The sequence below is a fragment of the Streptomyces similanensis genome (assembly GCF_039543625.1).
Classification (GTDB): domain Bacteria; phylum Actinomycetota; class Actinomycetes; order Streptomycetales; family Streptomycetaceae; genus Streptomyces; species Streptomyces similanensis.
The window spans coordinates 54,765-77,671 of sequence record NZ_BAABKC010000065.1 but is presented as its reverse complement, the minus strand read 5'-3'; the positions used below and the strand labels follow the sequence as shown (position 1 = coordinate 77,671).

21 protein-coding genes are annotated in these 22,907 nt (G+C 72.6%); 15 read left to right on the top strand and 6 right to left on the bottom strand.

Annotation, left to right across the window (positions count from 1 at the left end; all coding sequences use genetic code 11):
• Positions 1–127: 127 nt before the first annotated feature.
• The 4 genes from ABEB07_RS22365 (at position 128) to ABEB07_RS22350 (ending at position 6,226) form a co-directional block, all read left to right on the top strand.
• The gene (locus ABEB07_RS22365; protein WP_345669973.1) at positions 128–2,290 is read left to right on the top strand and encodes a glycosyltransferase; all 2,163 of its coding nucleotides are present in this window, start codon (positions 128–130) and stop codon (positions 2,288–2,290) included.
• A complete protein-coding gene (locus ABEB07_RS22360; protein ID WP_345669970.1) occupies positions 2,287–3,453 on the top strand; it encodes an acyltransferase family protein in 1,167 nt (388 codons plus the stop codon). The genes ABEB07_RS22365 and ABEB07_RS22360 overlap by 4 nt, the downstream gene beginning before the upstream one ends.
• A 136-nt stretch (positions 3,454–3,589) precedes the next feature.
• Positions 3,590–4,945, top strand: coding sequence for an MFS transporter (locus ABEB07_RS22355; protein WP_345669969.1), 1,356 nt, complete (start codon positions 3,590–3,592; stop codon positions 4,943–4,945).
• A 117-nt stretch (positions 4,946–5,062) separates the two neighbouring features.
• Positions 5,063–6,226: a uroporphyrinogen-III synthase gene (locus ABEB07_RS22350; RefSeq protein ID WP_345669968.1), complete on the top strand. Its 1,164-nt coding sequence runs from the start codon at positions 5,063–5,065 to the stop codon at positions 6,224–6,226.
• A gap of 60 nt (positions 6,227–6,286) precedes the next feature.
• Here ABEB07_RS22350 and ABEB07_RS22345 read toward each other — a convergent pair whose 3' ends face one another.
• The 5 genes from ABEB07_RS22345 to ABEB07_RS22325 form a co-directional block, all read right to left on the bottom strand.
• A complete protein-coding gene (locus tag ABEB07_RS22345) occupies positions 6,287–7,168 on the bottom strand; it encodes a glycosyltransferase family 2 protein (RefSeq protein ID WP_345669967.1) in 882 nt (293 codons plus the stop codon).
• 95 nt (positions 7,169–7,263) lie between these two features.
• The gene (locus ABEB07_RS22340; RefSeq protein WP_345669966.1) at positions 7,264–7,659 is read right to left on the bottom strand and encodes a type II toxin-antitoxin system VapC family toxin; all 396 of its coding nucleotides are present in this window, start codon (positions 7,657–7,659) and stop codon (positions 7,264–7,266) included.
• The gene (locus tag ABEB07_RS22335; RefSeq protein ID WP_176149194.1) at positions 7,656–7,895 is read right to left on the bottom strand and encodes a FitA-like ribbon-helix-helix domain-containing protein; all 240 of its coding nucleotides are present in this window, start codon (positions 7,893–7,895) and stop codon (positions 7,656–7,658) included. The genes ABEB07_RS22340 and ABEB07_RS22335 overlap by 4 nt, the downstream gene beginning before the upstream one ends.
• Before the next feature lie 76 nt (positions 7,896–7,971).
• Positions 7,972–8,619 carry a nitroreductase gene (locus tag ABEB07_RS22330; RefSeq protein ID WP_345669964.1) on the bottom strand — a complete coding sequence of 216 codons (648 nt, stop codon included), beginning with the start codon at positions 8,617–8,619 and terminating at the stop codon, positions 7,972–7,974.
• 81 nt (positions 8,620–8,700) lie between these two features.
• On the bottom strand, positions 8,701–9,144 hold the full coding sequence (locus ABEB07_RS22325; protein ID WP_164585407.1) for an ATP-binding protein: 444 nt from the start codon (positions 9,142–9,144) through the stop codon (positions 8,701–8,703).
• Between the two features lie 225 nt (positions 9,145–9,369).
• Between ABEB07_RS22325 and ABEB07_RS22320 the strand changes: the two genes are divergently transcribed.
• The 8 genes from ABEB07_RS22320 (at position 9,370) to ABEB07_RS22285 (ending at position 18,199) form a co-directional block, all read left to right on the top strand.
• Positions 9,370–10,224, top strand: coding sequence for a helix-turn-helix domain-containing protein (locus ABEB07_RS22320; RefSeq protein ID WP_345669962.1), 855 nt, complete (start codon positions 9,370–9,372; stop codon positions 10,222–10,224).
• The gene (locus ABEB07_RS22315) at positions 10,139–10,414 is read left to right on the top strand and encodes a DUF397 domain-containing protein (RefSeq protein WP_345669961.1); all 276 of its coding nucleotides are present in this window, start codon (positions 10,139–10,141) and stop codon (positions 10,412–10,414) included. The genes ABEB07_RS22320 and ABEB07_RS22315 overlap by 86 nt, the downstream gene beginning before the upstream one ends.
• Positions 10,415–10,680: 266 nt before the next feature.
• Positions 10,681–11,316, top strand: a complete 636-nt coding sequence (locus ABEB07_RS22310; RefSeq protein WP_345669960.1) for a CGNR zinc finger domain-containing protein — start codon at positions 10,681–10,683, stop codon at positions 11,314–11,316.
• Positions 11,317–11,490: 174 nt separating this feature from the next.
• Entirely contained in the window at positions 11,491–12,075 is a 585-nt protein-coding gene (locus tag ABEB07_RS22305) for a sigma-70 family RNA polymerase sigma factor (protein ID WP_009188888.1), read from the top strand.
• A gap of 47 nt (positions 12,076–12,122) precedes the next feature.
• Positions 12,123–12,905: an anti-sigma factor family protein gene (locus tag ABEB07_RS22300; RefSeq protein WP_345669959.1), complete on the top strand. Its 783-nt coding sequence runs from the start codon at positions 12,123–12,125 to the stop codon at positions 12,903–12,905.
• A 161-nt stretch (positions 12,906–13,066) separates the two neighbouring features.
• The gene (locus tag ABEB07_RS22295; protein WP_345669957.1) at positions 13,067–15,556 is read left to right on the top strand and encodes a HelD family protein; all 2,490 of its coding nucleotides are present in this window, start codon (positions 13,067–13,069) and stop codon (positions 15,554–15,556) included.
• 424 nt (positions 15,557–15,980) lie between these two features.
• Positions 15,981–17,417, top strand: a complete 1,437-nt coding sequence (locus ABEB07_RS22290; protein ID WP_176149184.1) for an NAD-dependent malic enzyme — start codon at positions 15,981–15,983, stop codon at positions 17,415–17,417.
• 500 nt (positions 17,418–17,917) lie between these two features.
• Entirely contained in the window at positions 17,918–18,199 is a 282-nt protein-coding gene (locus ABEB07_RS22285; RefSeq protein WP_003990598.1) for an HU family DNA-binding protein, read from the top strand.
• 168 nt (positions 18,200–18,367) lie between these two features.
• On the opposite strand, the gene murA is transcribed toward ABEB07_RS22285, so the two are convergent.
• On the bottom strand, positions 18,368–19,708 hold the full coding sequence (gene murA, locus ABEB07_RS22280; RefSeq protein ID WP_019980665.1) for a UDP-N-acetylglucosamine 1-carboxyvinyltransferase: 1,341 nt from the start codon (positions 19,706–19,708) through the stop codon (positions 18,368–18,370).
• A 277-nt stretch (positions 19,709–19,985) separates the two neighbouring features.
• On the opposite strand from murA, the gene ABEB07_RS22275 reads away from it, so the two are divergent.
• The 3 genes from ABEB07_RS22275 to ABEB07_RS22265 all read left to right on the top strand — a co-directional run bounded on the left by ABEB07_RS22275 (position 19,986) and on the right by ABEB07_RS22265 (position 22,645).
• Positions 19,986–20,558 carry a YqgE/AlgH family protein gene (locus tag ABEB07_RS22275; protein ID WP_345669956.1) on the top strand — a complete coding sequence of 191 codons (573 nt, stop codon included), beginning with the start codon at positions 19,986–19,988 and terminating at the stop codon, positions 20,556–20,558.
• Positions 20,559–20,586: 28 nt separating this feature from the next.
• Positions 20,587–20,874, top strand: a complete 288-nt coding sequence (locus ABEB07_RS22270) for a DUF3039 domain-containing protein (RefSeq protein ID WP_164582749.1) — start codon at positions 20,587–20,589, stop codon at positions 20,872–20,874.
• 112 nt (positions 20,875–20,986) lie between these two features.
• A complete protein-coding gene (locus ABEB07_RS22265) occupies positions 20,987–22,645 on the top strand; it encodes a beta-N-acetylhexosaminidase (protein WP_425589053.1) in 1,659 nt (552 codons plus the stop codon).
• Positions 22,646–22,907 lie beyond the last annotated feature (262 nt).

Here is a 22,907-nt window from a genome sequence, read left to right as displayed (position 1 = left end):
CCGCCCCGGCGCCCGCCGGGGCCGCCAGGCCGCCCGCCCCGGCCCTCGAACCGCCGCCCGCGCCGCCCGCGCCCGCTCCCGCCGCCCGCGCCCGCGCCTGCGCGCTCCGCTGCGCCTGCTCCTGCCCATGCTCGTGCTGGCCGTGCTGATGGCGATGCTGATGCTGCGCGGCTACGTGCACAGCGAGATCCTGGCCGACCACCGCGTCCAGCCCGAGGCCGCCACCGACCAGGTGCCGCAGGGCATCCTCGACGGCGGCCCGGTCATCGACACCCGCCACGGGCAGACCACCAGCCTGAACGTGCCCGACCACCGCCTCGTCCTCACCTTCGACGACGGCCCCGACCCGACGTGGACGCCGAAGGTGCTGGACGTGCTCAAGAAGCACCACGCGCACGCCGTCTTCTTCGTCACCGGCACCATGGCCTCGCGCTACCCGGACCTGGTCCGGCGCATGGTCGCCGAGGGCCACGAGGTGGGCGTGCACACCTTCAACCACCCCGACCTCTCCTACCAGTCCAAGAGCCGCATCGACTGGGAGCTGTCCCAGACCCAGCTGGCCATCACCGGCGCGGCCGGCGTGCGCACCTCGCTGTTCCGGCCGCCGTACTCCTCCTTCGCCGACGCCATGGACAACCGTTCCTGGCCGGTGACCCGGTACATCGGCGGCCGCGGCTACATCACCGTCGTCAACACCGCCGACAGCGAGGACTGGCGCAAGCCCGGCGTCGACCGGATCATCCGCAACGCCACCCCGAAGGACGGCGCGGGCGCGGTCGTCCTCATGCACGACTCCGGCGGCGACCGCCACCAGACGGTGCTGGCCCTCGACCGCTACCTGCCTGAACTCCAGGCGCGCGGCTACCGGTTCGACAACCTCACCGAGGCGCTCGGCGCGCCCAGCGCGCTCACCCCGGTCACCGGCGTCGGCCTGTGGAAGGGCAAGGCGTGGATCTTCCTCGTCCAGGCCGCCGACGGCCTCACCGACGGCCTCGGCGTCTGCCTCGCCCTGGTCGGCGGCCTGGTCATCGCCCGGTTCGCGCTGATGCTGCTGCTCTCCGGCGCGCACGCCCGCCGGGTGCGCCGCCCCGGCTTCCGCTGGGGAGCGCCGGTCACCGAGCCGGTCTCGGTGCTGGTGCCGGCGTACAACGAGGCCAAGTGCATCGAGAACACGGTCCGTTCGCTGATGGCCGGCGCGCACCCGGTCGAGGTGCTGGTCGTCGACGACGGCTCGGCCGACGGCACGGCGGACCTCGTGGAGGCGCTGGGCCTGCCCGGCGTACGGGTGGTGCGCCAGCGCAACGCGGGCAAGCCGGCCGCCCTCAACCGGGGCATCGCCCACGCCTCGCACGACCTGATCGTGATGATGGACGGCGACACCGTCTTCGAACCCACCACCGTCCACGAGCTGGTCCAGCCCTTCGGCGACCCGAGGGTCGGCGCGGTGGCCGGCAACGCCAAGGTGGGCAACCGCGATTCGCTGATCGGCGCCTGGCAGCACATCGAGTACGTGATGGGCTTCAACCTAGACCGCCGGATGTACGACGTGCTGCGCTGCATGCCGACGATCCCGGGCGCGGTCGGCGCGTTCCGGCGCTCGGCCCTCCGGCAGGTCGGCGGCATGAGCGAGGACACCCTCGCCGAGGACACCGACATCACCATGGCGCTGCACCGCGCCGGCTGGCACGTCGTCTACGCCGAGAACGCCCGCGCCTGGACAGAGGCCCCCGAGTCCGTCCAGCAGCTGTGGTCCCAGCGCTACCGCTGGTCCTACGGCACCATGCAGGCGATCTGGAAGCACCGCGGCGCGCTGCTGGACCGCGGCCCCTCCGGCCGCTTCGGCCGGGTCGGCCTGCCGCTGGTCTCCCTGTTCATGGTGGTGGCCCCGCTGCTCGCCCCGCTGATCGACGTGTTCCTGCTCTACGGCGTCGTGTTCGGCCCGACGCGGCGGACGATCGTGGCGTGGCTGGGCGTCCTCGCCCTCCAGGCGTTCTGCGCGGCGTACGCCTTCCGGCTGGACCGGGAGCGCATGACGCACCTGATCTCGCTGCCGTTGCAGCAGGTCCTCTACCGCCAGCTGATGTACGTCGTGCTGCTCCAGTCCTGGATCACCGCCCTGACCGGCGGCCGGCTGCGCTGGCAGAAGCTGCGCCGCACGGGCGTGGTGGAGGCGCCGGGCGGCCCGGCGCCACGCGAGCGGACGGGGGAGGGCGCGGAGACGGCCGCCGGTGTGACCGGTCGTCCGGCCGACGTGACCGGCCCGGTGGGCGACGGGAGGCCGGTGGCATGACCCAGGCACTCACCCGCGAGACCGGCGCCGAGCCCCGCGAACCGGCCGCCGGCCGCGACCGCTACCTGGACCTGCTGCGCGCCCTCGCGCTGGTCCGGGTGGTCGCCTACCACCTCTTCGGCTGGGGCTGGCTGACGCTGCTGTTCCCGTCCATGGGCGTGATGTTCGCGCTGGCCGGCTCCCTGATGGCCCGCTCGCTCAAACGCCCGGCGGTGAGCGTGATCAAGGGCAGGCTGCGCCGGCTGCTGCCTCCGCTGTGGGCGTTCGGCGCGGTCCTGCTGCCCCTGCTGCTGTGCGCCGGCTGGAACCCGCTGACGGACCCGGACCTCGGCGGCGTGCCCGGCCTGCCCAGGCTCCTGGAGTACGTCGTCCCGGTGGGCGCCCCGCCCTACCCCGCGCACCTGGGCTCCGACTCGGGCCTGCTGGACGCGACGTGGCCCGACGACGCGGCGGGACCGCTGTGGTACCTGCGCGCCTACCTGTGGTTCGTGGTGGCCTCGCCGCCGCTGCTGTGGGCGTTCCGGCGGGCCCCGTGGCCGACGCTGCTCGCGCCGCCGGTCCTGACGGCGGTCGTCGGCACCGGAGTGGTGACGCTGCCCGGCGAGACGGGCGACGCGGTGACGGACTTCGCCGTCTACGGCGGCTGCTGGGTGCTGGGCTTCGCCCACCACGACGGCGTGCTGCGGCGCGTCCCGCGCTACGCGGCGGTGTCGGGCGCGGCGCTGGTGATGGCCTTCGCCCTGTGGTGGGTCCAGGGCCACCCGGGCCCCGAGGGATGGGACCTCAACGACATCCCGCTCGCCCAGGCCACCTGGTCCTTCGGCGCGGTGGTGATCCTGCTCCAGTACGCGCCGTCCTGGCGCGAACTCCCGCCCCGCCTGCGCCGCTGGGACGGGCCGATCACCCTCGCCAACAACCGCGCGGTCACCGTCTACCTCTGGCACAACGCCCTGATCGCCGCCACGGTCCCACTGGTCGACCTGGCCTACGGCCTGCCCTTCCTGCGGAGCGACGCGGCGGCGTCGGTACTGGACTCCACCTACTCGGTGTGGATGTTCCTGCTGGTCTGGCCGCTGATCGCGCTGGCGATCCTGGCGTTCGGCTGGATCGAGGACGTGGCGGCGCGACGGCGGCCCCGGCTGTGGCCGAACGGAGGAGGGTGAGGAGTCGGCCGCCTCTCAGCTTCCCCCGCCCCGGGGTGAGGCCATCGTTCCGCCACGGTCACGCACCGGCACAGGGCGGAAACCCGGCGTCCCTAGCTTCGGTGACCGGTCGTTCGATGCACTGGGAGGCGGCGGCATGGCGGGCAGGCGTTGGATCGAGCACTGGGACCCGGAGGACGAGGCGTTCTGGGCGGGGACGGGGGAGCGGATCGCCCGCCGGAACCTGTTCTTCTCGGTGCTCTGCGAGCACATCGGCTTCTCGGTGTGGACCCTGTGGTCCGTGCTGGTGCTGTTCATGGGCCCCGAGTACGGGCTGAGCCCCGCCGACAAGTTCCTGCTCACCTCCGTGGTGACGCTGGTCGGCGCCGTCGTCCGGGTGCCGTACACCTTCGCCGTCGCCCTGTTCGGCGGACGCAACTGGACGATCGTGTCGGCGGGGCTGCTGCTGGTGCCGACCGTCGCCGCGTTCCTCGTCATGAAGCCCGGGACCTCCTTCGCCACGTTCCTGTGGGTCGGGCTGCTCGCCGGCGTCGGCGGCGGCAACTTCGCCTCCTCCATGACCAACATCAACGCCTTCTTCCCGATGCGGAAGAAGGGCTGGGCGCTCGGTCTGAACGCCGGCGGCGGCAACGTGGGCGTGCCGGTCGTCCAGCTCGCCGCCCTCGCCGTCATCGGCGCGCACGGCGGCCCGCGCGTGCTGCTCGGGATCTACATCCCGCTGATCGTCGCCGCCGCCGTCCTGGCCGCGCTGTTCATGGACAACCTCGCCGCCGTCCGCAACGACACCGGCGCCGCCGTGGACGCGGCCAGGGACCCGCACACCTGGATCCTGGCGTTCCTGTACGTGGGGACCTTCGGGTCGTTCATCGGCTACAGCTTCGCCTTCGGGCAGGTGCTGACCGGCCAGTTCGGCCGGACCCCGCTCCAGGCGGCCTGCCTCACCTTCATCGGGCCGCTGCTCGGCTCGCTGGTGCGGCCGGTGGGCGGCCGGCTCGCCGACCGGTACGGCGGCGCGCGGATCACCCTGGGGAACTTCGTCGCCATGGCCGCCGCGACCGCCGCTCTCGTCGCCGCCGGGATGCGCGGGTCGCTGCCGCTGTTCGTGGCCGTCTTCGTGGTGCTGTTCGTGCTCAGCGGGCTCGGCAACGGGTCGACGTACAAGATGGTGCCGGCCGTCTTCCAGGCCAGATCCCGTGCGCTGGGGCTCACCGGGGAGGCGGCCGCGGCGCGGGCACGGCGGCTGTCCGGGGCGGCGATGGGCCTCATCGGGGCGGTGGGCGCGCTCGGCGGCGTCGGCGTCAACCTGGCCTTCCGGCAGTCCTTCCTCACCCGCGGCACGGGGACCGCGGCGTTCGCCGCCTTCCTCGTCTTCTACGGCGCGGCCTTCGCGGTCACCTACGCCGTATACCTTCGCCGGCCGGACGGCGAGCGCGCGACGGCCGCTCCCGCCGACGTCGCGGCCGAGCCCCGGCTCAGTCCCGCCGACGTATGACGTAACACTGGTGACATGCCGGCGAACCGAGCCCGTCACGCGGCGTTGACAAGCTCGGCCGCCGGACGGACGGACGTACGACGAGACGTACGACGAGTCGAGCGCGGGACGAGAGCCATGGGTGAGGACGAGGAACAGCAGCCGGCCGAGCACGGGCCCCTGGCCGGGTTCGCCGTGGGGGTCACGGCCGCGCGCCGTGCCGACGAGCTGGGCGCGCTGCTGAAGCGACGCGGCGCGTCGGTCGTGCACGCGCCCGCCCTGCGCATCGTGCCGCTCGCCGACGACGGCGAACTCCTCGCCGCCACCGAGGAGATCATCGGCCGGACGCCCGACGTCGTGGTCGCCACCACCGCGATCGGCTTCCGGGGCTGGGTGGCGGCGGCGGACGGCTGGGGCCTCGGCGAGGCGCTGCTCGGCGGGCTGCGCGACGCCGAGCTGCTGGCGCGCGGGCCCAAGGTGAAGGGCGCGATCCGGGCGGCCGGGCTGACCGAGGAGTGGTCGCCGTCCTCGGAGTCGCTGGCCGAGGTGCTGGACCGGCTGCTGGAGCAGGGCGTCGAGGGACGGCGGGTGGCCGTGCAACTGCACGGGGAGCCGCTGCCGGGGTTCGTGGAGGCGCTGCGCGCCGGGGGAGCGGAGGTGGTGCCGGTGCCGGTGTACCGGTGGCTGCCGCCGGAGGACCCGGGGCCGCTGGACCGGCTGCTGGACGCGGCCGTCTCGCACGGCCTGGACGCGATCACCTTCACCAGCGCGCCGGCCGCCGCGTCGCTGCTGGCGCGGGCGGCGGAGCGGGGCCTGCTGGACGCGCTGCTGGCCGCGCTCGGCCGCGATGTGCTGCCCGCGTGCGTGGGTCCGGTCACCGCGGTGGCGTTGCAGGCGCGCGGGGTGACGACGGTCCAGCCCGAACGCTTCCGGCTCGGCCCGCTGGTGCAGCTGCTGTGCCAGGAACTGCCGTCCCGTGCGCGGGCGTTGCCGGTCGCCGGGCACCGGGTCGAGATCCGGGGGCACGCCGTCCTGGTGGACGGCGACCTCCGTCCGGTGCCGCCGGCCGGGATGGCGCTGCTGCGGACGCTGGCGCGGCGGCCGGGCTGGGTGGTCGCCCGCGCGGAACTGCTGCGCGCGCTGCCGGGCGCGGGCCGCGACGAACACGCCGTGGAGACGGCCATGGCCCGCCTCCGCACCGCCCTCGGCACCCCGAAACTGATCCAGACGGTGGTCAAACGCGGCTACCGCCTGGCTTTGGACCCGGCGAGCGACGCGAAGTACGCCGACGAGACCGCCTGAGTCGGCGGGCGGCCCGCCGGTCACGTACCCCTATGGCGTCCGCTGTGGTGGGGACACCGGTCAGAGGATCGGCGGACGGCCCAACCGGGTCATGCGCCACACCGTCCGCCACTTCATCGGCCGGCGTGGACCGCACTGCTTCCGCATGCCTTCGGCGAAGCCGCCCCACCATGCCTTCAGGCCCGTCAGGGAGCGGACGCGCGCCAGGGTGAGGCAGATCCACACGCCGAGGTAGACCGGGATCAGGAGGGCCGGAAGCCGACGACGTGCCAGCCACACACGATTCCTGGCCGTGAACCGGTAGTAGACGGCGTGCCGGGCCGGAGACGTCTTCGGGTGCTGGAGGACGAGCTCGGGTGCGTAGAGGATCCGCCAGCCCGCGTCGAGCGCACGCCATGCCAGGTCGGACTCCTCGTGCCCGAAGAAGAACTCCGCGGCCCACGGACCGATCTCGCCGAGCATGGGCATCGAGAGGGCGTGCCCGCCCCCGAGGAACGCGGTCACCGGGCCGCGGCGCATCGGATCGTCGGCGCGCAGCCGGGGCACCCAGCGCCGCTCGGTGCGTCCGTGTTCGTCAGCGACCCGGAACCCGACGATCCCCAGCTCCGGGTCCGCCGCGAACAACTCCTGGACCCTTCGGAACACATCCGTGTCGATGAGCAGGCCGTCGTCGTCCAGCTCGACGACGACGTCGACCTCGCCCGACGCGCGCAGCATCTCCAGGCCGACGTTGCGGCCTCCCGGACACCCCAGGTTTTCCCGGAGCGGGACCTTGGTCACGTTCGCCGCGACGTCCACGCCGGTCAGAGGCGTCGCGTTGCCGATCAGCATCACCCGCGTGGCCGGCACGTCCTGCTTCTCCACCGAGGCGAGCAGCGCCGCCAGTTCGCGAGGGCGAGTGCCCATCGTCACGATGACGACTCCGACGCGCGGCGATGACATGGCAGTGACCTTAGTGCTCGACGGAGAGGGGGATGCCGGTCACGGACCGGCATCCCCCTTACGAGGTTCGGCGTGTTCGCCGGTGCCCGAAGACGTCAGCCGATGACCTCGATGGTGCACCGCGCGACCATGCAACGGCTTAGTCGGGCGTCGCCCGTGACCAGCGGGCACGCGAACGCCTCGGCGGCCGCGATGTACGCGGCGTCGTAGCCGGAGACGTTCTGCCGCAGTTCCCACATGCGGGGCAGGAGCCGTTGCGCGTCGATCGTCTCCAGGGAGAGGGAAGCCAGCGCGGACACCGCGGCGTCGGCGCGGTCCTGGGTGATCTTCGCGCCCAGGCGGCGTCCCCGGATCGCGTGGAACGTCTCCACGACGAGATGTTCCGGGGCCGCCCAGTGGTTGTCCCGCATGAGGCGCGCGCGGGCGGCCTTGCCCGCCGTTCCGTCACCGGTCAGCGCCTCGGTGAGGACGGACGCGTCGACGACGATCACCTCAGGCGCTCCGTCCGGGCCGTCCCGATCTCGGCCACGGTCTCGTCCATGGTGCTGTCGGCGCCGTCGGTGCGGTCCTCGAAGGACTTCAGGAGCGTCAGGTTGTTCGCCCGCTCCGCCTCGCTCGTCACCAGGGCGAGGAGGTACGCCTGGAGCGACTGGCCCAGCTGCTGAGCCCGGTCGGCCAGTATGGCGCGGACTTCGTCCGGTACGTCACGGATCTGCAGAGCCACCATGCATGCATTGTGCATGCGCGATGCGGTGGCGTGCAAACGGTTACCGCGCCGACGCGCCGGGGCTTCCGGTCGCCGGTCACCTCCCGAGGAAGGTCACGGTCTCCGACAGGGCCGCCCGGTCGGTGCGCAGGCGGGGCACGCCGTCCTTCTCGTAGCCCACCGAGACACCGCAGAGCAGCACGAGGTCGTCACCGGCTCCGACCACCTGGCCGACGGTCTCGCGGAACATCGTCCACATCACCTGCGGACAGCTGTGCAGCCCCTCCGCCCTCAGCAGGAGCATGACCGTCTGCAAGTACATCCCCGCGTCCGCCCACTGCCCCGGCCCCATCGTCCGGTCGAGGTAGCAGAACAGCACGGCCGGCGCCCCGAACGCCTCCGAGTTCAGGGTGGCGATCTTCCTGGGCCGGTCGGGGTCGTCGCGCTCGATCCCCAGCGCCGCGTACCGCTGGGCGGCCGCGGCGTTGAAGCGGTCCAGGTACGGCGAGGCCAGTCCGGCCGGGTGCATCGGGTACTCCCGCTCGTCGCCCGGGTCCCCCGCCAGCGCCCTGGCCGTCGCGCGCCTCTTCAGCTCGGACAGGGGGTCGCCGGTCACGACGTACAGGTGCCAGGGCTGGAGGTTGCCGCTCGACGGAGCCCGCGTCGCCGCGGCCAGCACGCGTTCGAGCACCCCCTCGGGCACCGCCTCGTCACTGAACGCCCGCACGGCCCGACGACTGTCCACGGCCTAGTACACATCCACGCTCTCGTCCTCCGTCCGCTCTTCCGACGACGACCACGTGTCCGGCCGCGTCGGGTGCCGGATTCACCCCGACACCTCGAACCACAGCAGCTTTCCGGCCCCGCGGTCCAGCACTCCGTCCCCGAGGGCCATGCCGCCCCAGCGGTCGGCGTGCGCCTGCACGAGGTGCAGCCCGCGTCCTCCCTCGGCGTCCGGCGGGGCGGGGGACACGTGATCCTGGGGCGGCTCGCTGAACAGAGCCGGTACGCGTGGGTGGCTGTCCCACACCCCGACCCGCAGCCGCCCGTCCGCGAGGGCGGTCAGCCGCAGGGAGGCGGGGCCGCGGGTGTGCCGGTAGGCGTTGGTGACCAGCTCGGACGTCAACAGCTCGACGGCGTCCAGCACTTCGTGCCTGCCGTGCCCGTGCAGTACGGCCCGTACGGTCATACGTGCGACGCGTGCCGCGCGCGGATCATGAGGCAGACGAAGCGCGTACACCCAGGTGTCGGGCAGGGATACGGTGCTCATGGGTATCTCCGAGGAGAGAAGGGACTCGACTCGCTCAACTCCGTCGCCCCTGCGGTGGCTCTGCCTGGGGAGGTGCGCTTCCGGCTTGTGGGCGGGGGGAGTTGGACGGTAGAGGCACTACGGTAGGGGTTGCTGGGAGATTCATCTCCCATATTTGGTAAATGAGCCCGCGTTTACCTCGTGTGGGTTACGAGAGATCCGCCTCTCGCCCTGGAAGGACGTGTCTTGCCGCCCACTAACAACCCCACCTTGCGCCAGCGGCGTCTTGGTGCCGAGCTGCGCAAACTCCGCGAGCGGTCCGGCTTCACCGTCACTCAGGCAGCAGCGCATCTGGGCGTCAACCAGGGACGCGTCAGCATGATCGAGACCGGTCGCAGCGCCCTCAGTGCCGACCGTGTCCGGTCCCTGGCGTCTGCCTATGCCTGCTCGGACGAGTCCCTGGTCGACGCTTTGGTGGCCATGGCCGGACGCCGAACGCGTGGTTGGTGGGAGGGGTACCGGGAACACCTCCCCGCCGCGCTGGTCGACCTGGCCGAGGTCGAGCACCATACGACCGGGTTCCGGGTTGCCCTCGCGATGCACATTCCGGCACTGCTGCAGACCACGGATCACGCACGCGCTCTCTTCCGGGCGGTGGTCCCGTCCATGCGGCAGTACGAGATCGAGCACCGGCTCACGCACCGCATGAAGCGACAGGGCGTCTTGTACCGGGAGGAGCCGCCTCCCTATGCGGCGCTCATCCACGAGTCGGCTCTGCGTATGGGATTCGGCGGTCGCGAGGTGAAGCGCGGTCAACTCGGCCATCTCCTCGACATGAGCGAGTTGCCGCACGTCAGCGTCCGGGTGATTCCCTTCGAGGCGGAGTACTACCCGAGCACGGGCCAGTCCTTCGACTATCTCGAAGGTCCGGTTCCGCAGCTCGACACCGTGCAGTTGGACACCCACCATGGAGGGTGCGGATTCCTCGACGCGGAGGCCCAGCTGAGCAAGTACCGTGCCGTTCTGGATCACATGGAGTCGTGCGCGTTCGGCCAGGCCGAATCGCGTGACTTCATCCAGAACCTCCTCCGGGACAGCTGAAAGAGCGACTGTGCAGACACTTCATTGGCGGAAGTCCACTTACAGCGGCGACAGTTCCAACTGCGTCGAAATAGCCCCCACCCCCACAACGCTCCACATCCGCGACTCCAAAACCCCCACCGCCCCCCACCTCACCGTGGCCCCTGAAGCCTGGGCGGAGTTCCTCCCGCTCGCGCGCCGCGCCGCGTAGAAGTCCGTGCAAGTTCGTGGTGCCGGAGGCTCCTCCCGTCGCACGCTCTACCGCAGTGATCGTTCGTGGTCGGAGGAGGCTGGACATGGCGTTGCGCAGGCTGGGGAAGGACCCCGAGATCCCGGACGGCAAGTCGCCCACGGTGTATCTGGACGACGAGACGCGCCGATGCCCGAGGACTTCCGGCCGTACGCCGTGGCGGGCACTGTGGAAGGGGGCGCTTCTGACGGGCCCCCGACGGTTCCTGCCTAGGCGGTGACAGGCGCATGGCACTGGGTGCGGCCACGGTTCCCTACGAGCCCCGTATCGACACCGGGCGGATCTGCCTGGACCTCCTGTGCACCAGCCATCCCGGCGAGCGGCTGGACTCCCTGGAGCGGCTGCGGGCCTGGATCGCGACGTCGGGGCTGGTGCCGCCGGGCACCTCGCTGGCGCACGCCGACCCGTCCTGGCCCGCCGCCTTCCGTGAACTCAGGCAGGACGTGGGGCGGTTGGTGCGCGGTCACCTCGCGGCGGCGAGCGCGGGGGCGTACGCGGAAAGCGGGGCGCACCGCCTCGCGCTCGCCCGCGTCAACGACGTCGCCCGGCCCGCCCCGCCCGCCCCCTGTGCCGTGCCCGGTGCGGACGGGGGCCTGGTGCGGCGGCTGGCCGGGCCGCCCGGGTGTGCCGCGCTGCTCGCGGTCGTCGCCCGGGACGCGGTCGACCTGCTCACCGACCCCGCGGCCCGCGGCGCCCTGCGCGAGTGCGCGGGCGAGGACTGCCCGATCGTGTACCTGGACGCCTCCCGCGGCCGCCGCAGGCGCTGGTGCTCCAGCGAGGTCTGCGGCAACCGCGAACGGGTCGCCCGGCACCGCCGCCGCACGGCGGCCGGCGCCCGCACCCGCCCCGCCCGGCCGAGGTGAGGGACGCGCCGTTTTGCTGCCGTCTCCCTCCCCGCCGTGCGGGAGGAATGTGCCCCCATGTCCCGCCTCGTCACCCCGCCCCGCGGAATTCCGCCGTCCCCCTTTGAACGCACCGCACCCCACGTCCGTACCCGACGGCGAGCGACCGACTGGGGGATCCCCCGGACACCGGAGGTGGGCGTGCGCAAGGATGCGGCCGTGGCCAATGAACGTGGAGCGAGGGCCCGACATCGCATGTCCTCACAGCCCTCGGAACCCGACGAGGAGCTGATGCGTGCGCTGTACCGCGAGCACGCCGGACCCTTGCTCGCCTACGTTCTCAGGCTGGTCGCCGGTGACCGGCAGCGCGCCGAGGACGTGGTCCAGGAGACGCTCATCCGTGCCTGGAAGAACGCCGGCCAGCTCAATCGAGCGACCGGTTCGGTCCGCCCCTGGCTGGTGACGGTCGCCCGGCGCATCGTCATCGACGGCCACCGCAGCCGGCAGGCCCGGCCGCAGGAGGTCGATCCGTCGCCGCTGGAGGTCATCCCCGCGGAGGACGAGATCGACAAAGCGCTGTGGCTGATGACGCTGTCGGACGCACTCGACGACCTGACCCCGGCCCACCGGGAGGTGCTCGTCGAGACGTACTTCAAGGGGCGTACGGTCAATGAGGCGGCCGAGACGCTGGGCATACCCAGCGGCACCGTCCGCTCCCGGGTGTTCTACGCCCTGCGTTCGATGAAGCTGGCTCTGGAGGAGCGGGGGGTGACGGCGTGATGAGCGGGTACGGGGGGCATCAGGGATTCGGCACAGGTGGTTCGGGTATGTCTGGCTCCATGGGCTCCACGCAGGGATCACCGGCCCCGGACGAGCACGAGACCGTCGGCGCCTACGCCCTCGGAATCCTGGACGACGCCGAGGCGACCGCGTTCGAGGCCCATCTCGCCGGCTGCGAGTGGTGCGCCCAGCAGCTGGACGAACTCGCCGGCATGGAACCGATGCTGGCCGCGCTCGCCGACCTGCCCGGCGCCGGTACGCCCGCGATCGGCGAGTCCCTGTCGGCCAGACCGGGACCGCGGCTGGTGGAGAAACTCGTGGACGAGGTCTCCGAGCGGCGGGCGCGCAAGCGGCGCACGACGTTCTACCTGGTCGCGGCGGCAGCGGCGCTGATCATCGGCGGACCGCTGACGGTCTACGCCGTCGGCGGCGCGGACGGCGGCACAGGCAGCGCCACCGTCGCGGCGGCTCCCGCCAAGGCCGCCTTCCAGGCGATGACGGACAAGGTGACGGCGACCGACCCCGTCACCCACGCCACCGCCACCGTCGCCCTGGAGAAGAAGGACTGGGGCACCAACGCCGTGCTGGAGCTGAAGAACGTCACCGGCCCCGAGCGCTGCTCGCTCATCGCCGTCGGCAAGAACGGCGAACGCGAGACGATCACCTCCTGGTCCGTGCCGAACTGGGGCTACGGCCTGCCGAACGCCCGCACGGAGGAGGCCAAGAGCCCCCTGTACGTGCGCGGCGGCGCGGCCTTCGAACCCGGCCAGATCGACCACTTCGAGGTGATGACCTTCGACGGCCAGAAGGTCGTCCAGGTCAAGGCGTAGGACGGACGGCCAGAAGGTCGTCCAGGTCAAGGCGTAGGACAGACGGACGACCGGTTCGGCGGATTACGCCGGGCCGGCGGCCGGGAAGCCGGGTCGACTTCCCGCAGCGGGTTCCCTTCGCGTACGGTTGACGGCTGCCCAGCACGTCAGAAGGGGGCCCGGTGGCCGCTCAGGCTCAACAGGATTCCGCGGTCGAATCGGTTCACGAGGCGGCGCCCGGCGCGGTGCCCGACACGGTGCGCGCCCCGGTGCGCGACGCCGAGGCCGACTCCGTGCGCGACCGAGAGATCAGCGGGGAACAGGAACACCTGGACCGGGTGTACCGGCGGCTCGAGGAGAAGATCCACGAGGCCGAGTTCCTCATGCACGACGCGGCCCAGCGCGGCCACGTCGGCACGCCCGGCGCGCTGGCCGAGCGCGACGCCCAGGTCTTCCGGGCCGGCGTCCACCTCAACCGGCTGAACAACGAGTTCGAGGACTTCCTCTTCGGCCGGATCGACCTGCTGCTCGGCAAGGACGGCAAGAAGGGCCCCGACGGCGCGTACACCGCCGTCGAGCCGGCCGAGGGCGCGGTGCGCCCCGACGGCACCGCCGACATCGCCGAGACCCTGCACATCGGCCGGATCGGCGTCCTCGACGAGGAGTACGCCCCGCTGGTCATCGACTGGCGCGCGCCGGCCGCCGCCCCGTTCTACCGCTCCACCCCGGTCGACCCCGGCCGGGTCGTGCGCCGCCGGGTCATCCGCTCCAAGGGGCGGCGCGTCCTCGGCGTCGAGGACGACCTGATGCGCCCCGAGCTGACCGCCTTCCTGAACGGGCGGGAGCTGGCCGTGGTCGGCGACGGCGCGCTGATGGCCGCGCTCGGCCAGGCCCGCAGCCACACCATGCGCGACATCGTCGCCTCCATCCAGGCCGAGCAGGACCTCGTCATCCGCGCCCCCGCCTCCTCCGTGACGTACGTCGAGGGCGGGCCGGGCACCGGCAAGACGGCGGTCGCGCTGCACCGCGCCGCCTACCTGCTCTACCAGGACCGGCGCCGCTACTCCGGCGGCATCCTGATCGTCTCGCCGACCCCGCTGCTGGTCTCGTACACCGAGGGCGTGCTGCCCTCGCTCGGCGAGGAGGGCCAGGTCGCCATCCGGGCGATCGGCTCACTGGTCGACGGCGCCGAGGCCACCCTCTACGACGCCCCGTCCGTGGCCCGCGCCAAGGGCTCCTCGCGGATGCTGAAGGTGCTGCGCAAGGCGGCGCGCGGCGCGCTGGAGCTGGGAGCGGCAGCGGCCGCCGCGGGGCAGCTCGCCTTCGGCGAGGGCGACGGCGACGGCGACGACGGCGACGCGGTGCCGCAGGCGCCCTCCGGGCCGCCGGCCCGGCTGCGGGTGGTCGCCTTCGGGCGCCGGCTGGAGCTGGCGGGGCCGGAGCTGGACCACGTCCGGCGCACCGCCCTCGGCGGCACCGCGCCGGTCAACCTGCTGCGCCCGCGCGCCCGCAAGCTGCTGCTGGACGCCCTGTGGGCGAAGTCCGGCGCGGCCGGCCGGCACAGCGACCCGGAGCTGGCCGCCGAGCTGCGCTCCTCCTTCGACGAGGACGTGCTCGGCGAGGACTCCTTCACCGCCTTCCTCGACGCCTGGTGGCCGGAGCTGACCCCGCGGGGCGTGCTGGAGACCATGGCCGACGAGCGACGCCTGGGCCGCTGGGCGCGCCGGGTCCTGAACCCGGGCGAGGTGCGCAAGGTGGCCCGCTCGCTGAAGCGGGACGGCTACTCGGTGCACGACATCGCGATCCTGGACGAACTCCAGGCGATCCTGGGCGCCCCCGCCCGGCCCCGCAAGAAGCGCGAACTGGACCCGCTGGACCAGCTCACCGGTCTGGAGGAGCTGATGCCGGTGCGCGAGGAGACGCAGCGCGAGCGGGCCGAGCGGCTGGCCCAGGAGCGGGTGGAGTACGCGCACGTCATCGTGGACGAGGCGCAGGACCTCACGCCGCTCCAGTGGCGGATGGTCGGCCGCCGGGGCCGGCACGCCACCTGGACGGTGGTGGGCGACCCCGCCCAGTCCTCCTGGTCGGACCCGGACGAGGCGGCCGAGGCGCGCGACGAGGCGCTGGGCACCCGGCTGCCGGGCTCCGGGCACCCCGGCGCGGCGAGCCGTTCGTCCCGGGCCCGCCGCTTCGAGCTGACGGTGAACTACCGCAACCCGGCCGAGATCGCCGAGCTGGCCGCGAAGGTGCTGGCCCTGGCCATGCCGGGCGCGAAGTCGCCGTCGGCGGTGCGCTCCACGGGGCTCAAGCCGCGGTTCGCCTTGGTGGCGGGCTCGCTGGGCGCGACCGTGCGCGCGGAGGCCGAGGCGCTGCTGGAGCGGGTGGAGGGCACGGTCGGCGTGGTCGTCGCCATGAACCGGCGCGAGGAGGCAAAGCGCTGGCTCGCCGGGCTCGGCGGGGGCCGGGTGGTGGCGCTGGGCAGCCTGGAGGCCAAGGGCCTGGAGTACGACGCGACGCTCGTCGTCTCGCCGGCGGAGATCGCCGACGAGTCCCCGGCCGGCCTGCGCGTCCTCTACGTCGCCCTGACCCGCGCCACCCAGCAGCTGACGGTGGTGGCGGGCGAGCGCGACCAGCCGGACGCGAACGGGGTCCCGGACCTGCTGCGGGACTGAGCGCGGGGGCGTCCGCGCGGGCGTCGGTGCGGGCGTCCGCGCGGGCGGATTCCCGCGAACCCGGTCGCGGGGAATGGTGTTCCGCGATCCGTTTGTTAGCCTGGAGGAGACACCGGCTCGATCCAAGCCCCCGGGCCCAACCTTCGTCGCTACGAGCGACCACTTGCCGCGAGGCGAGCATGGCGGGCCGGTGTCACAGCCTCGAAGAGGCCCACGTCACATCCGATGTGACGTGGGCCTCTTTTCTTGCCTCCGCACCTACCGCCGCCCGCCCAACTCTCGTATGGTGGAATCAAATTTCCGAAAACGCCGCGTCCCGGTGAACGCAAAGACCGCAACCCGGGGCGACTACCACGTACTCGCTGGTAGGTGCGACGATCGGACGGCACAACTCGCGACACGGTGAAAGCAGAGGAAGTCGGCCATGGCAACGGCGCCCAGCGTCTCCTACTCGATGACCATCCGGCTGGAGGTGCCCGCGAGCGGAACCGCCGTCTCGCAGCTCACCACCGCCGTGGAGTCCTCCGGAGGCTCGGTGACCGGCCTCGACGTCACCGCGTCCGGCCACGAGAAGCTCCGTATCGACGTCACCATCGCGGCCACCTCCACCGCGCACGCCGACGAGATCGTCAGCAGGCTGCGCGGCATCGAGGGCGTCACGCTCGGCAAGGTCTCCGACCGTACGTTCCTGATGCACCTCGGCGGCAAGATCGAGATGGCGTCCAAGCACCCCATCCGCAACCGTGACGACCTCTCCATGGTCTACACGCCCGGCGTGGCCCGCGTCTGCATGGCCATCGCCGAGAACCCCGAGGACGCCCGCCGCCTCACGATCAAGCGCAACTCGGTTGCGGTCGTGACGGACGGCTCCGCGGTCCTCGGCCTGGGCAACATCGGCCCCAAGGCCGCGCTGCCGGTCATGGAGGGCAAGGCGGCCCTGTTCAAGCGGTTCGCCGGCATCGACGCCTGGCCGCTCTGCCTGGACACCCAGGACACCGACGCGATCGTGGAGATCGTCAAGGCGATCGCCCCCGGCTTCGCCGGCATCAACCTGGAGGACATCTCCGCGCCGCGCTGCTTCGAGATCGAGGCCCGGCTGCGCGAGGCCCTGGACATCCCCGTCTTCCACGACGACCAGCACGGCACCGCCATCGTCGTGCTCGCCTCCCTCACCAACGCGCTGCGCGTGGTCGGCAAGCCGATCGAGAACGTCCGGGTCGTGATGTCCGGCGCCGGCGCCGCCGGCACCGCCATCCTCAAGCTGCTGATCGCCGCGGGCGTGAAGAACGCCGTCGTCGCCGACATCCACGGCGTGGTGCACGCCGGCCGCGAGGACCTCGTCGACGCCGCCCCCGAGTCGGCGCTGCGCTGGATCGCCGACAACACCAACCCGGAGAACCTCACCGGCACGCTGAAGGAGGCCGTGCGCGGCGCGGACGTCTTCATCGGCGTCTCCGCCCCGAACGTGCTCGACGGCGACGACGTGGCCGCCATGGCGGACGGGGCCATCGTGTTCGCGCTCGCGAACCCCGACCCCGAGGTCGACCCGGCGATCGCCCGGCAGACGGCGGCAGTCGTGGCCACCGGCCGCTCCGACTTCCCCAACCAGATCAACAACGTGCTGGTCTTCCCGGGCGTCTTCCGCGGCCTGCTGGACGCGCAGTCGCGCACCGTCAACACCGAGATGATGCTCGCCGCCGCGCAGGCCCTGGCCGACGTGGTGACCGAGGACGAGCTGAACCCGAACTACATCATCCCGAGCGTCTTCAACGACAAGGTCGCCGGAGCCGTCGCCGGAGCGGTGCGCGACGCCGCCAAGGCGGCCGGCGCGTCGGCCGCCGGCAGCTCCTCCGGCGTGTGACCACCCGCCCCGGACGGGGCGGCGGACGACGGCCGTCGGGCGCGGTCGGGCGGCATCGGGCGCGGACGACCCGTGCCGGGTGCGCCGGGGCGTGAGCCCCCGGCGCGCCCGGCGCCCGCGCGGGGCGTGATGATCGCCACGGTGCGCCCGGACCCGGCGCGTCGGGGACGGCGCCGTCAGCGGCGCGCCCTATCGTGATCGGCCAGGCCCTGTCGTCGGATTCGGCCGTCGCCCACGGGGCAGGCGTAAGGGTGACGCCGGGCCCCGGGCGCAGGCCCCTTTTCGTGTGACTCCCAAGGGTGTTCTCACGACTCCTTGGGGTGCCGGATTGGCTTTCCCGCCGCAGGTGGGGGCAGGATGCCTCCCTGGGCGCGAGGGTCCGACGGGGGACCCGGGTCCGGGGACCCACCAGGACCCTGGCAGCATCGGCTTGGCTGGCCCAACACGCGGCTCAGCCGCGTGGCACGCCTCAATGGCAAGAAGAACACGGGAGTAAGAACATGAACCGCAGTGAGCTGGTGGCCGCGCTGGCCGACCGCGCCGAGGTGACCCGCAAGGACGCCGACGCCGTGCTGGCCGCGTTCGCCGACGTCGTCGGCGACATCGTCTCCAAGGGGGACGAGAAGGTCACCATCCCTGGTTTCCTCACCTTCGAGCGCACCCACCGTGCCGCTCGCACCGCCCGCAACCCGCAGACCGGCGAGCCGATCCAGATCCCGGCCGGCTACAGCGTGAAGGTCTCCGCGGGCAGCAAGCTCAAGGAAGCCGCCAAGGGCAAGTGACCTTGCCGTCCGTACGCCGCGCGACGGCGTACGGGGCCCGCTAGGGCCGACCACACGTCAATGGGGCGGCCCCCTTCCCGGGGGGCCGCCCCATCGACGTACGCGCCGTCACACGCCGTAGCGCCGCCACACGCCGCAGTGGCGCGGGCGGTAGCGGCGCCGGCCGGGCTAGCCCAGTGCTTGTCCCGGCAGCTCGACCTTCGCGCCCAGCTCCACGAGCTTCTCCATGAAGTTCTCGTAGCCGCGGTTGATCAGGTCGATGCCGTGGACGCGGGAGGTGCCCTGGGCCGCGAGGGCGGCGATCAGGTAGGAGAAGCCGCCGCGCAGGTCCGGGATGACCAGATCGGCGCCCTGGAGCCGGGTCGGGCCGGAGACGACCGCCGAGTGCAGGAAGTTGCGCTGGCCGAAGCGGCAGTCGGAGCCGCCCAGGCACTCGCGGTAGAGCTGGATGTGCGCGCCCATCTGGTTGAGCGCGGAGGTGAAGCCGAGCCGGGACTCGTAGACCGTCTCGTGGATGATCGACAGGCCGGTCGCCTGGGTGAGCGCGACCACCAGCGGCTGCTGCCAGTCGGTCTGGAAGCCGGGGTGCACGTCCGTCTCCAGCGCGATCGACTTCAGCTGGCCGCCGGGGTGCCAGAAGCGGATGCCCTCGTCGTCGATCCGGAACGCGCCGCCCACCTTCCGGTAGGTGTTCAGGAACGTCATCATGGAGCGCTGCTGCGCGCCGCGGACGTAGATGTCGCCCTCGGTGGCCAGCGCCGCCGACGCCCAGGACGCGGCCTCCAGACGGTCCGCCAGCGCGCGGTGGTCGTAGCCGCCGAGCTTGTCCACACCGGTGATGCGGATCGTGCGGTCGGTGTCCATCGCGATGATCGCGCCCATCTTCTGCAGTACGCAGATGAGGTCCTCGATCTCCGGCTCGACGGCCGCGTTGGACAGCTCCGTGACGCCCTCGGCCAGGACGGCCGTCAGCAGCACCTGCTCGGTCGCGCCGACCGACGGGTAGGGCAGCCGGATCTTCGTGCCGCGCAGCCGCTGCGGGGCCTCCAGGTACTGGCCGTCCGCCCGCTTCTCGATCGTCGCGCCGAACTGCCGCAGCACGTCGAAGTGGAAGTCGATGGGCCGGCCGCCGATGTCGCAGCCGCCCAGACCCGGGATGAAAGCGTGGCCGAGGCGGTGCAGCAGCGGGCCGCAGAAGAGGATCGGGATGCGGCTGGAGCCCGCGTGGGCATCGATGTCAGCCACATTGGCGCTCTCCACCCGGGTCGGGTCGAGCACCAGCTCGCCCGGCTCCTCGCCCGGCCGGACCGTCACGCCGTGCAGTTGCAGCAGGCCGCGCACCACACGGACGTCACGGATGTCCGGAACGTTGCGCAGTCTGCTTGGCTCGCTGCCCAGCAGAGCGGCGACCATGGCCTTCGGCACGAGGTTCTTCGCACCGCGGACACGGATCTCGCCCTCCAGCGGGGTTCCGCCATGGACAAGCAGGACATCGTCGTTGACGCTCATGTATCTCGCGTTCCGATGAGTTGGGCAGGGGCCGGCCGAGCACATAGGTCAGGGGCCGGAGAGACAGAGTAATCGCCGCGCACCCCCCGGAAGTAAGCCCGAGGACCGCCCGGCTGCGTCATGGGTGTGTCACAACACGAACCGTGCCAGACCGGACACATGGGGTCACCGCTCCGGCCGCGCGCCGCCCCACGCTCCCATACCCCCGTTCGCCGTCCTCACCCCGCCGGCCGGATTGGCCCCCCGCGCCGGCGGAAGATGCGGGATCATGTCTGGCATGACCGAGGTGTCCTCGCTCACAGGACGGCTGCTCGTGGCCGCACCCGCCCTGGCGGACCCGAACTTCGACCGAGCGGTGGTGCTCCTCCTCGACCACGACGAGGAGGGCTCCCTGGGCGTCGTCCTGAACCGGCCCACCCCGGTGGACGTGGGCGACATCCTGGAGGGCTGGGCGGACCTCGCCGGCGAGCCCGGCGTCGTCTTCCAGGGCGGCCCGGTGTCGCTGGACTCCGCGCTCGGCGTCGCCGTCATCCCCGGCGACGGCCCCGGCGAGCGCGCCCCGCTGGGCTGGCGCCGGGTGCACGGCGCGATCGGCCTCGTCGACCTGGAGGCCCCGCCCGAGCTGCTGGCCGACGCTCTCGGCTCCCTGCGCATCTTCGCCGGGTACGCCGGCTGGGGCCCGGGCCAGCTGGAGGACGAACTCGCCGAGGGCGCGTGGTACGTCGTCGACTCCGAGCCCGGCGACGTCTCCTCGCCGGCGCCCGAGCGGCTGTGGCGCGAGGTGCTGCGCCGCCAGCGCAGCGAACTGGCGATGGTCGCCACGTATCCGGACGACCCGTCGCTCAACTGATACGCGCCGGTTTCAGTACCCTTTCCGTATGAGCACTCTCGAGCCCGAGCGCGGGACTGGTACGGGGACCCTCGTAGAGCCGACGCCGCAGGTGTCCCACGGCGACGGCGACCACGAGCGCTTCGCCCACTACGTCCAGAAGGACAAGATCATGGCGAGCGCCCTGGACGGGACGCCCGTCGTGGCGCTGTGCGGCAAGGTGTGGGTGCCCGGCCGTGACCCGAAGAAGTACCCCGTGTGTCCGCTCTGCAAGGAGATCTACGAGTCCATGAGCGGCGGCGGCGACGAGGGCAAGGGCAAGGGCGGCGACAAGTAGCCGCAGGCGGGTCGACGGCGTCGTCCGGCGGAGCGGGCGCCGTCCGAAAGTGGTCCAGACCTTTTGGTCCAGACCTCTTGTGGGCGGCGTCGGCAGTCCCTAGGCTCCCCGCGTGGCCCAGGACGAGTTCAAGGACGATGTCATTCCGGCGCCGCGCGTCACCGCCGCACTGAACGACGGCACGGCGGTGCTCGACGCGGACACCACCCTGTGGGCCGGCCCCGGCACGGCCACCGCCGAACGCTGGCTGCGCGGCGCCCTCGGCGCCGCGCTCGGCCTCCCGCTGCCCCCCGCCGCCTCCCCGGACGCCCCGAACCGCGTACTCCTGCGCGTGGACGACGCGCTGGAGCCCGAGGAGTACCGGCTCCTCGCCACCGGGGCCGGCGTCGAGATCGCGGGCGGCGACGCGGCCGGCGTCTTCTGGGGCGCCCAGACGCTGCGCCAGCTGCTCGGCCCCGACGCCTTCCGCCGCGCCCCCGTACGGCCCGGCGCCGCCCACCGCGTCCCGCCCCGGGCCATCGGCGACGCGCCCCGCTTCCGCTGGCGCGGACTGCTGCTCGACGTGGCCCGGCACTTCCTGCCGAAGGACGGCGTGCTGCGCTACCTCGACCTGATGGCCGCGCACAAACTCAACGTGCTGCACCTCCACCTGACGGACGATCAGGGCTGGCGCATCGAGATCAGGCGCTACCCGGAACTGACCCGGACCGGCTCCTGGCGCTCCCGCAGCAAACTCGGCCACCGGCTGTCCTCGCGGTGGGAGGAGAAACCGCACGGCGGCCACTACACCCAGGACGACCTGCGCGAGATCGTCGCCTACGCCGCCGAACGGCACATCTCCGTCGTCCCGGAGATCGACCTGCCCGGCCACTCGCAGGCCGCCATCGCCGCCTACCCGGAACTCGGCAACACCGACGTCGTCGACACCGCCGCCCTCACCGTCTGGGACGACTGGGGCATCAACCCCAACGTGCTCGCCCCCACCGAGGACGTACTGCGCTTCTACGAAGGCGTCCTGGAGGAGGTCCTGGACGTCTTTCCGGCCGACGCGGGCGAGTTCGCGCCGTTCGTGCACATCGGCGGCGACGAGTGCCCCAAGGACCAGTGGCGCGCCTCGGCCACCGCGCAGGCCCGCGTCCGGGAACTCGGGGTGGCCGGCGAGGACGGGCTCCAGGCCTGGTTCATCGGCCACTTCGACGCCTGGCTGGCGGAGCGCGGACGCCGGCTCATCGGCTGGGACGAGATCCTGGAGGGCGGGCTCGCCAAGGGCGCCGCCGTGTCGTCCTGGCGCGGTTACGCGGGCGGCGTCGCCGCCGCGCGGGCCGGCCACGACGTCGTCATGTGCCCCGAGCAGCAGGTGTACTTGGACCACCGGCAGGCCCTGGGAGAGGACGAGCCGGTGCCCATCGGCTTCGTGCGCACCCTGGAGGACGTCTACCGGTTCGAGCCGGTTCCCGCCGGGCTCGACGCCGAGGCCGCCGCGCATGTGCTCGGCCCGCAGGCCAACCTGTGGAGCGAGGTGCTGGACAGCCAGGAGCGCGTGGACTACCAGGCGTTCCCCCGCCTGGCCGCCTTCGCCGAGGTCGCCTGGAGCGCGCTGCCCGCCCCGGGGGAGCGGGACTTCACCGGATTCGAACAGCGGATGACGGCCCACTACCGGCGCCTGGACGCCCTCGGCGTCGGTTACCGCCCGCCCGCCGGACCCCACCCCTGGCAGCGCCGGCCCGGCATCCTCGGCCGCCCCCTGGACGGACCGCCGCCGCAGCGGTGAGCCGTAGCGGTGCGTCGTGGCGGTGAGCCGTAGCGGTGAGCCGCAGCGGTGCGTCGTAGCGGTGACCACGGGCGGCGGGGTGCGGGCGGCCTCCGAGGAACGATTCTCCCCACCGCCGCCCGTACCGGCCCCACAGCGGACCGGCGTCGGACAAAGCCCCGCGGGAGTCAGCGAAGAGCGTCAATTCGCCCGCATCGGTGATGCCGTGCCAAAACGGGCCATGTCCCCGATGAGGTGGGCGATCGCCCCGTGTCGGACCCGT

Coding starts and splice junctions, on each gene's coding strand:
- ABEB07_RS22290 (WP_176149184.1), top strand. CDS start 15,981: ATGGCAACGGCGCCCAGCGTCTCCTACTCGATGACCATCCGGCTGGAG.
- ABEB07_RS22360 (WP_345669970.1), top strand. CDS start 2,287: ATGACCCAGGCACTCACCCGCGAGACCGGCGCCGAGCCCCGCGAACCG.
- ABEB07_RS22310 (WP_345669960.1), top strand. CDS start 10,681: ATGGCACTGGGTGCGGCCACGGTTCCCTACGAGCCCCGTATCGACACC.
- ABEB07_RS22270 (WP_164582749.1), top strand. CDS start 20,587: ATGAGCACTCTCGAGCCCGAGCGCGGGACTGGTACGGGGACCCTCGTA.
- ABEB07_RS22365 (WP_345669973.1), top strand. CDS start 128: ATGCTCGTGCTGGCCGTGCTGATGGCGATGCTGATGCTGCGCGGCTAC.
- ABEB07_RS22300 (WP_345669959.1), top strand. CDS start 12,123: ATGTCTGGCTCCATGGGCTCCACGCAGGGATCACCGGCCCCGGACGAG.
- ABEB07_RS22275 (WP_345669956.1), top strand. CDS start 19,986: ATGACCGAGGTGTCCTCGCTCACAGGACGGCTGCTCGTGGCCGCACCC.
- ABEB07_RS22355 (WP_345669969.1), top strand. CDS start 3,590: ATGGCGGGCAGGCGTTGGATCGAGCACTGGGACCCGGAGGACGAGGCG.
- ABEB07_RS22285 (WP_003990598.1), top strand. CDS start 17,918: ATGAACCGCAGTGAGCTGGTGGCCGCGCTGGCCGACCGCGCCGAGGTG.
- ABEB07_RS22350 (WP_345669968.1), top strand. CDS start 5,063: ATGGGTGAGGACGAGGAACAGCAGCCGGCCGAGCACGGGCCCCTGGCC.
- ABEB07_RS22335 (WP_176149194.1), bottom strand. CDS start 7,895: ATGGTGGCTCTGCAGATCCGTGACGTACCGGACGAAGTCCGCGCCATA.
- murA (WP_019980665.1), bottom strand. CDS start 19,708: ATGAGCGTCAACGACGATGTCCTGCTTGTCCATGGCGGAACCCCGCTG.
- ABEB07_RS22345 (WP_345669967.1), bottom strand. CDS start 7,168: ATGTCATCGCCGCGCGTCGGAGTCGTCATCGTGACGATGGGCACTCGC.
- ABEB07_RS22325 (WP_164585407.1), bottom strand. CDS start 9,144: ATGAGCACCGTATCCCTGCCCGACACCTGGGTGTACGCGCTTCGTCTG.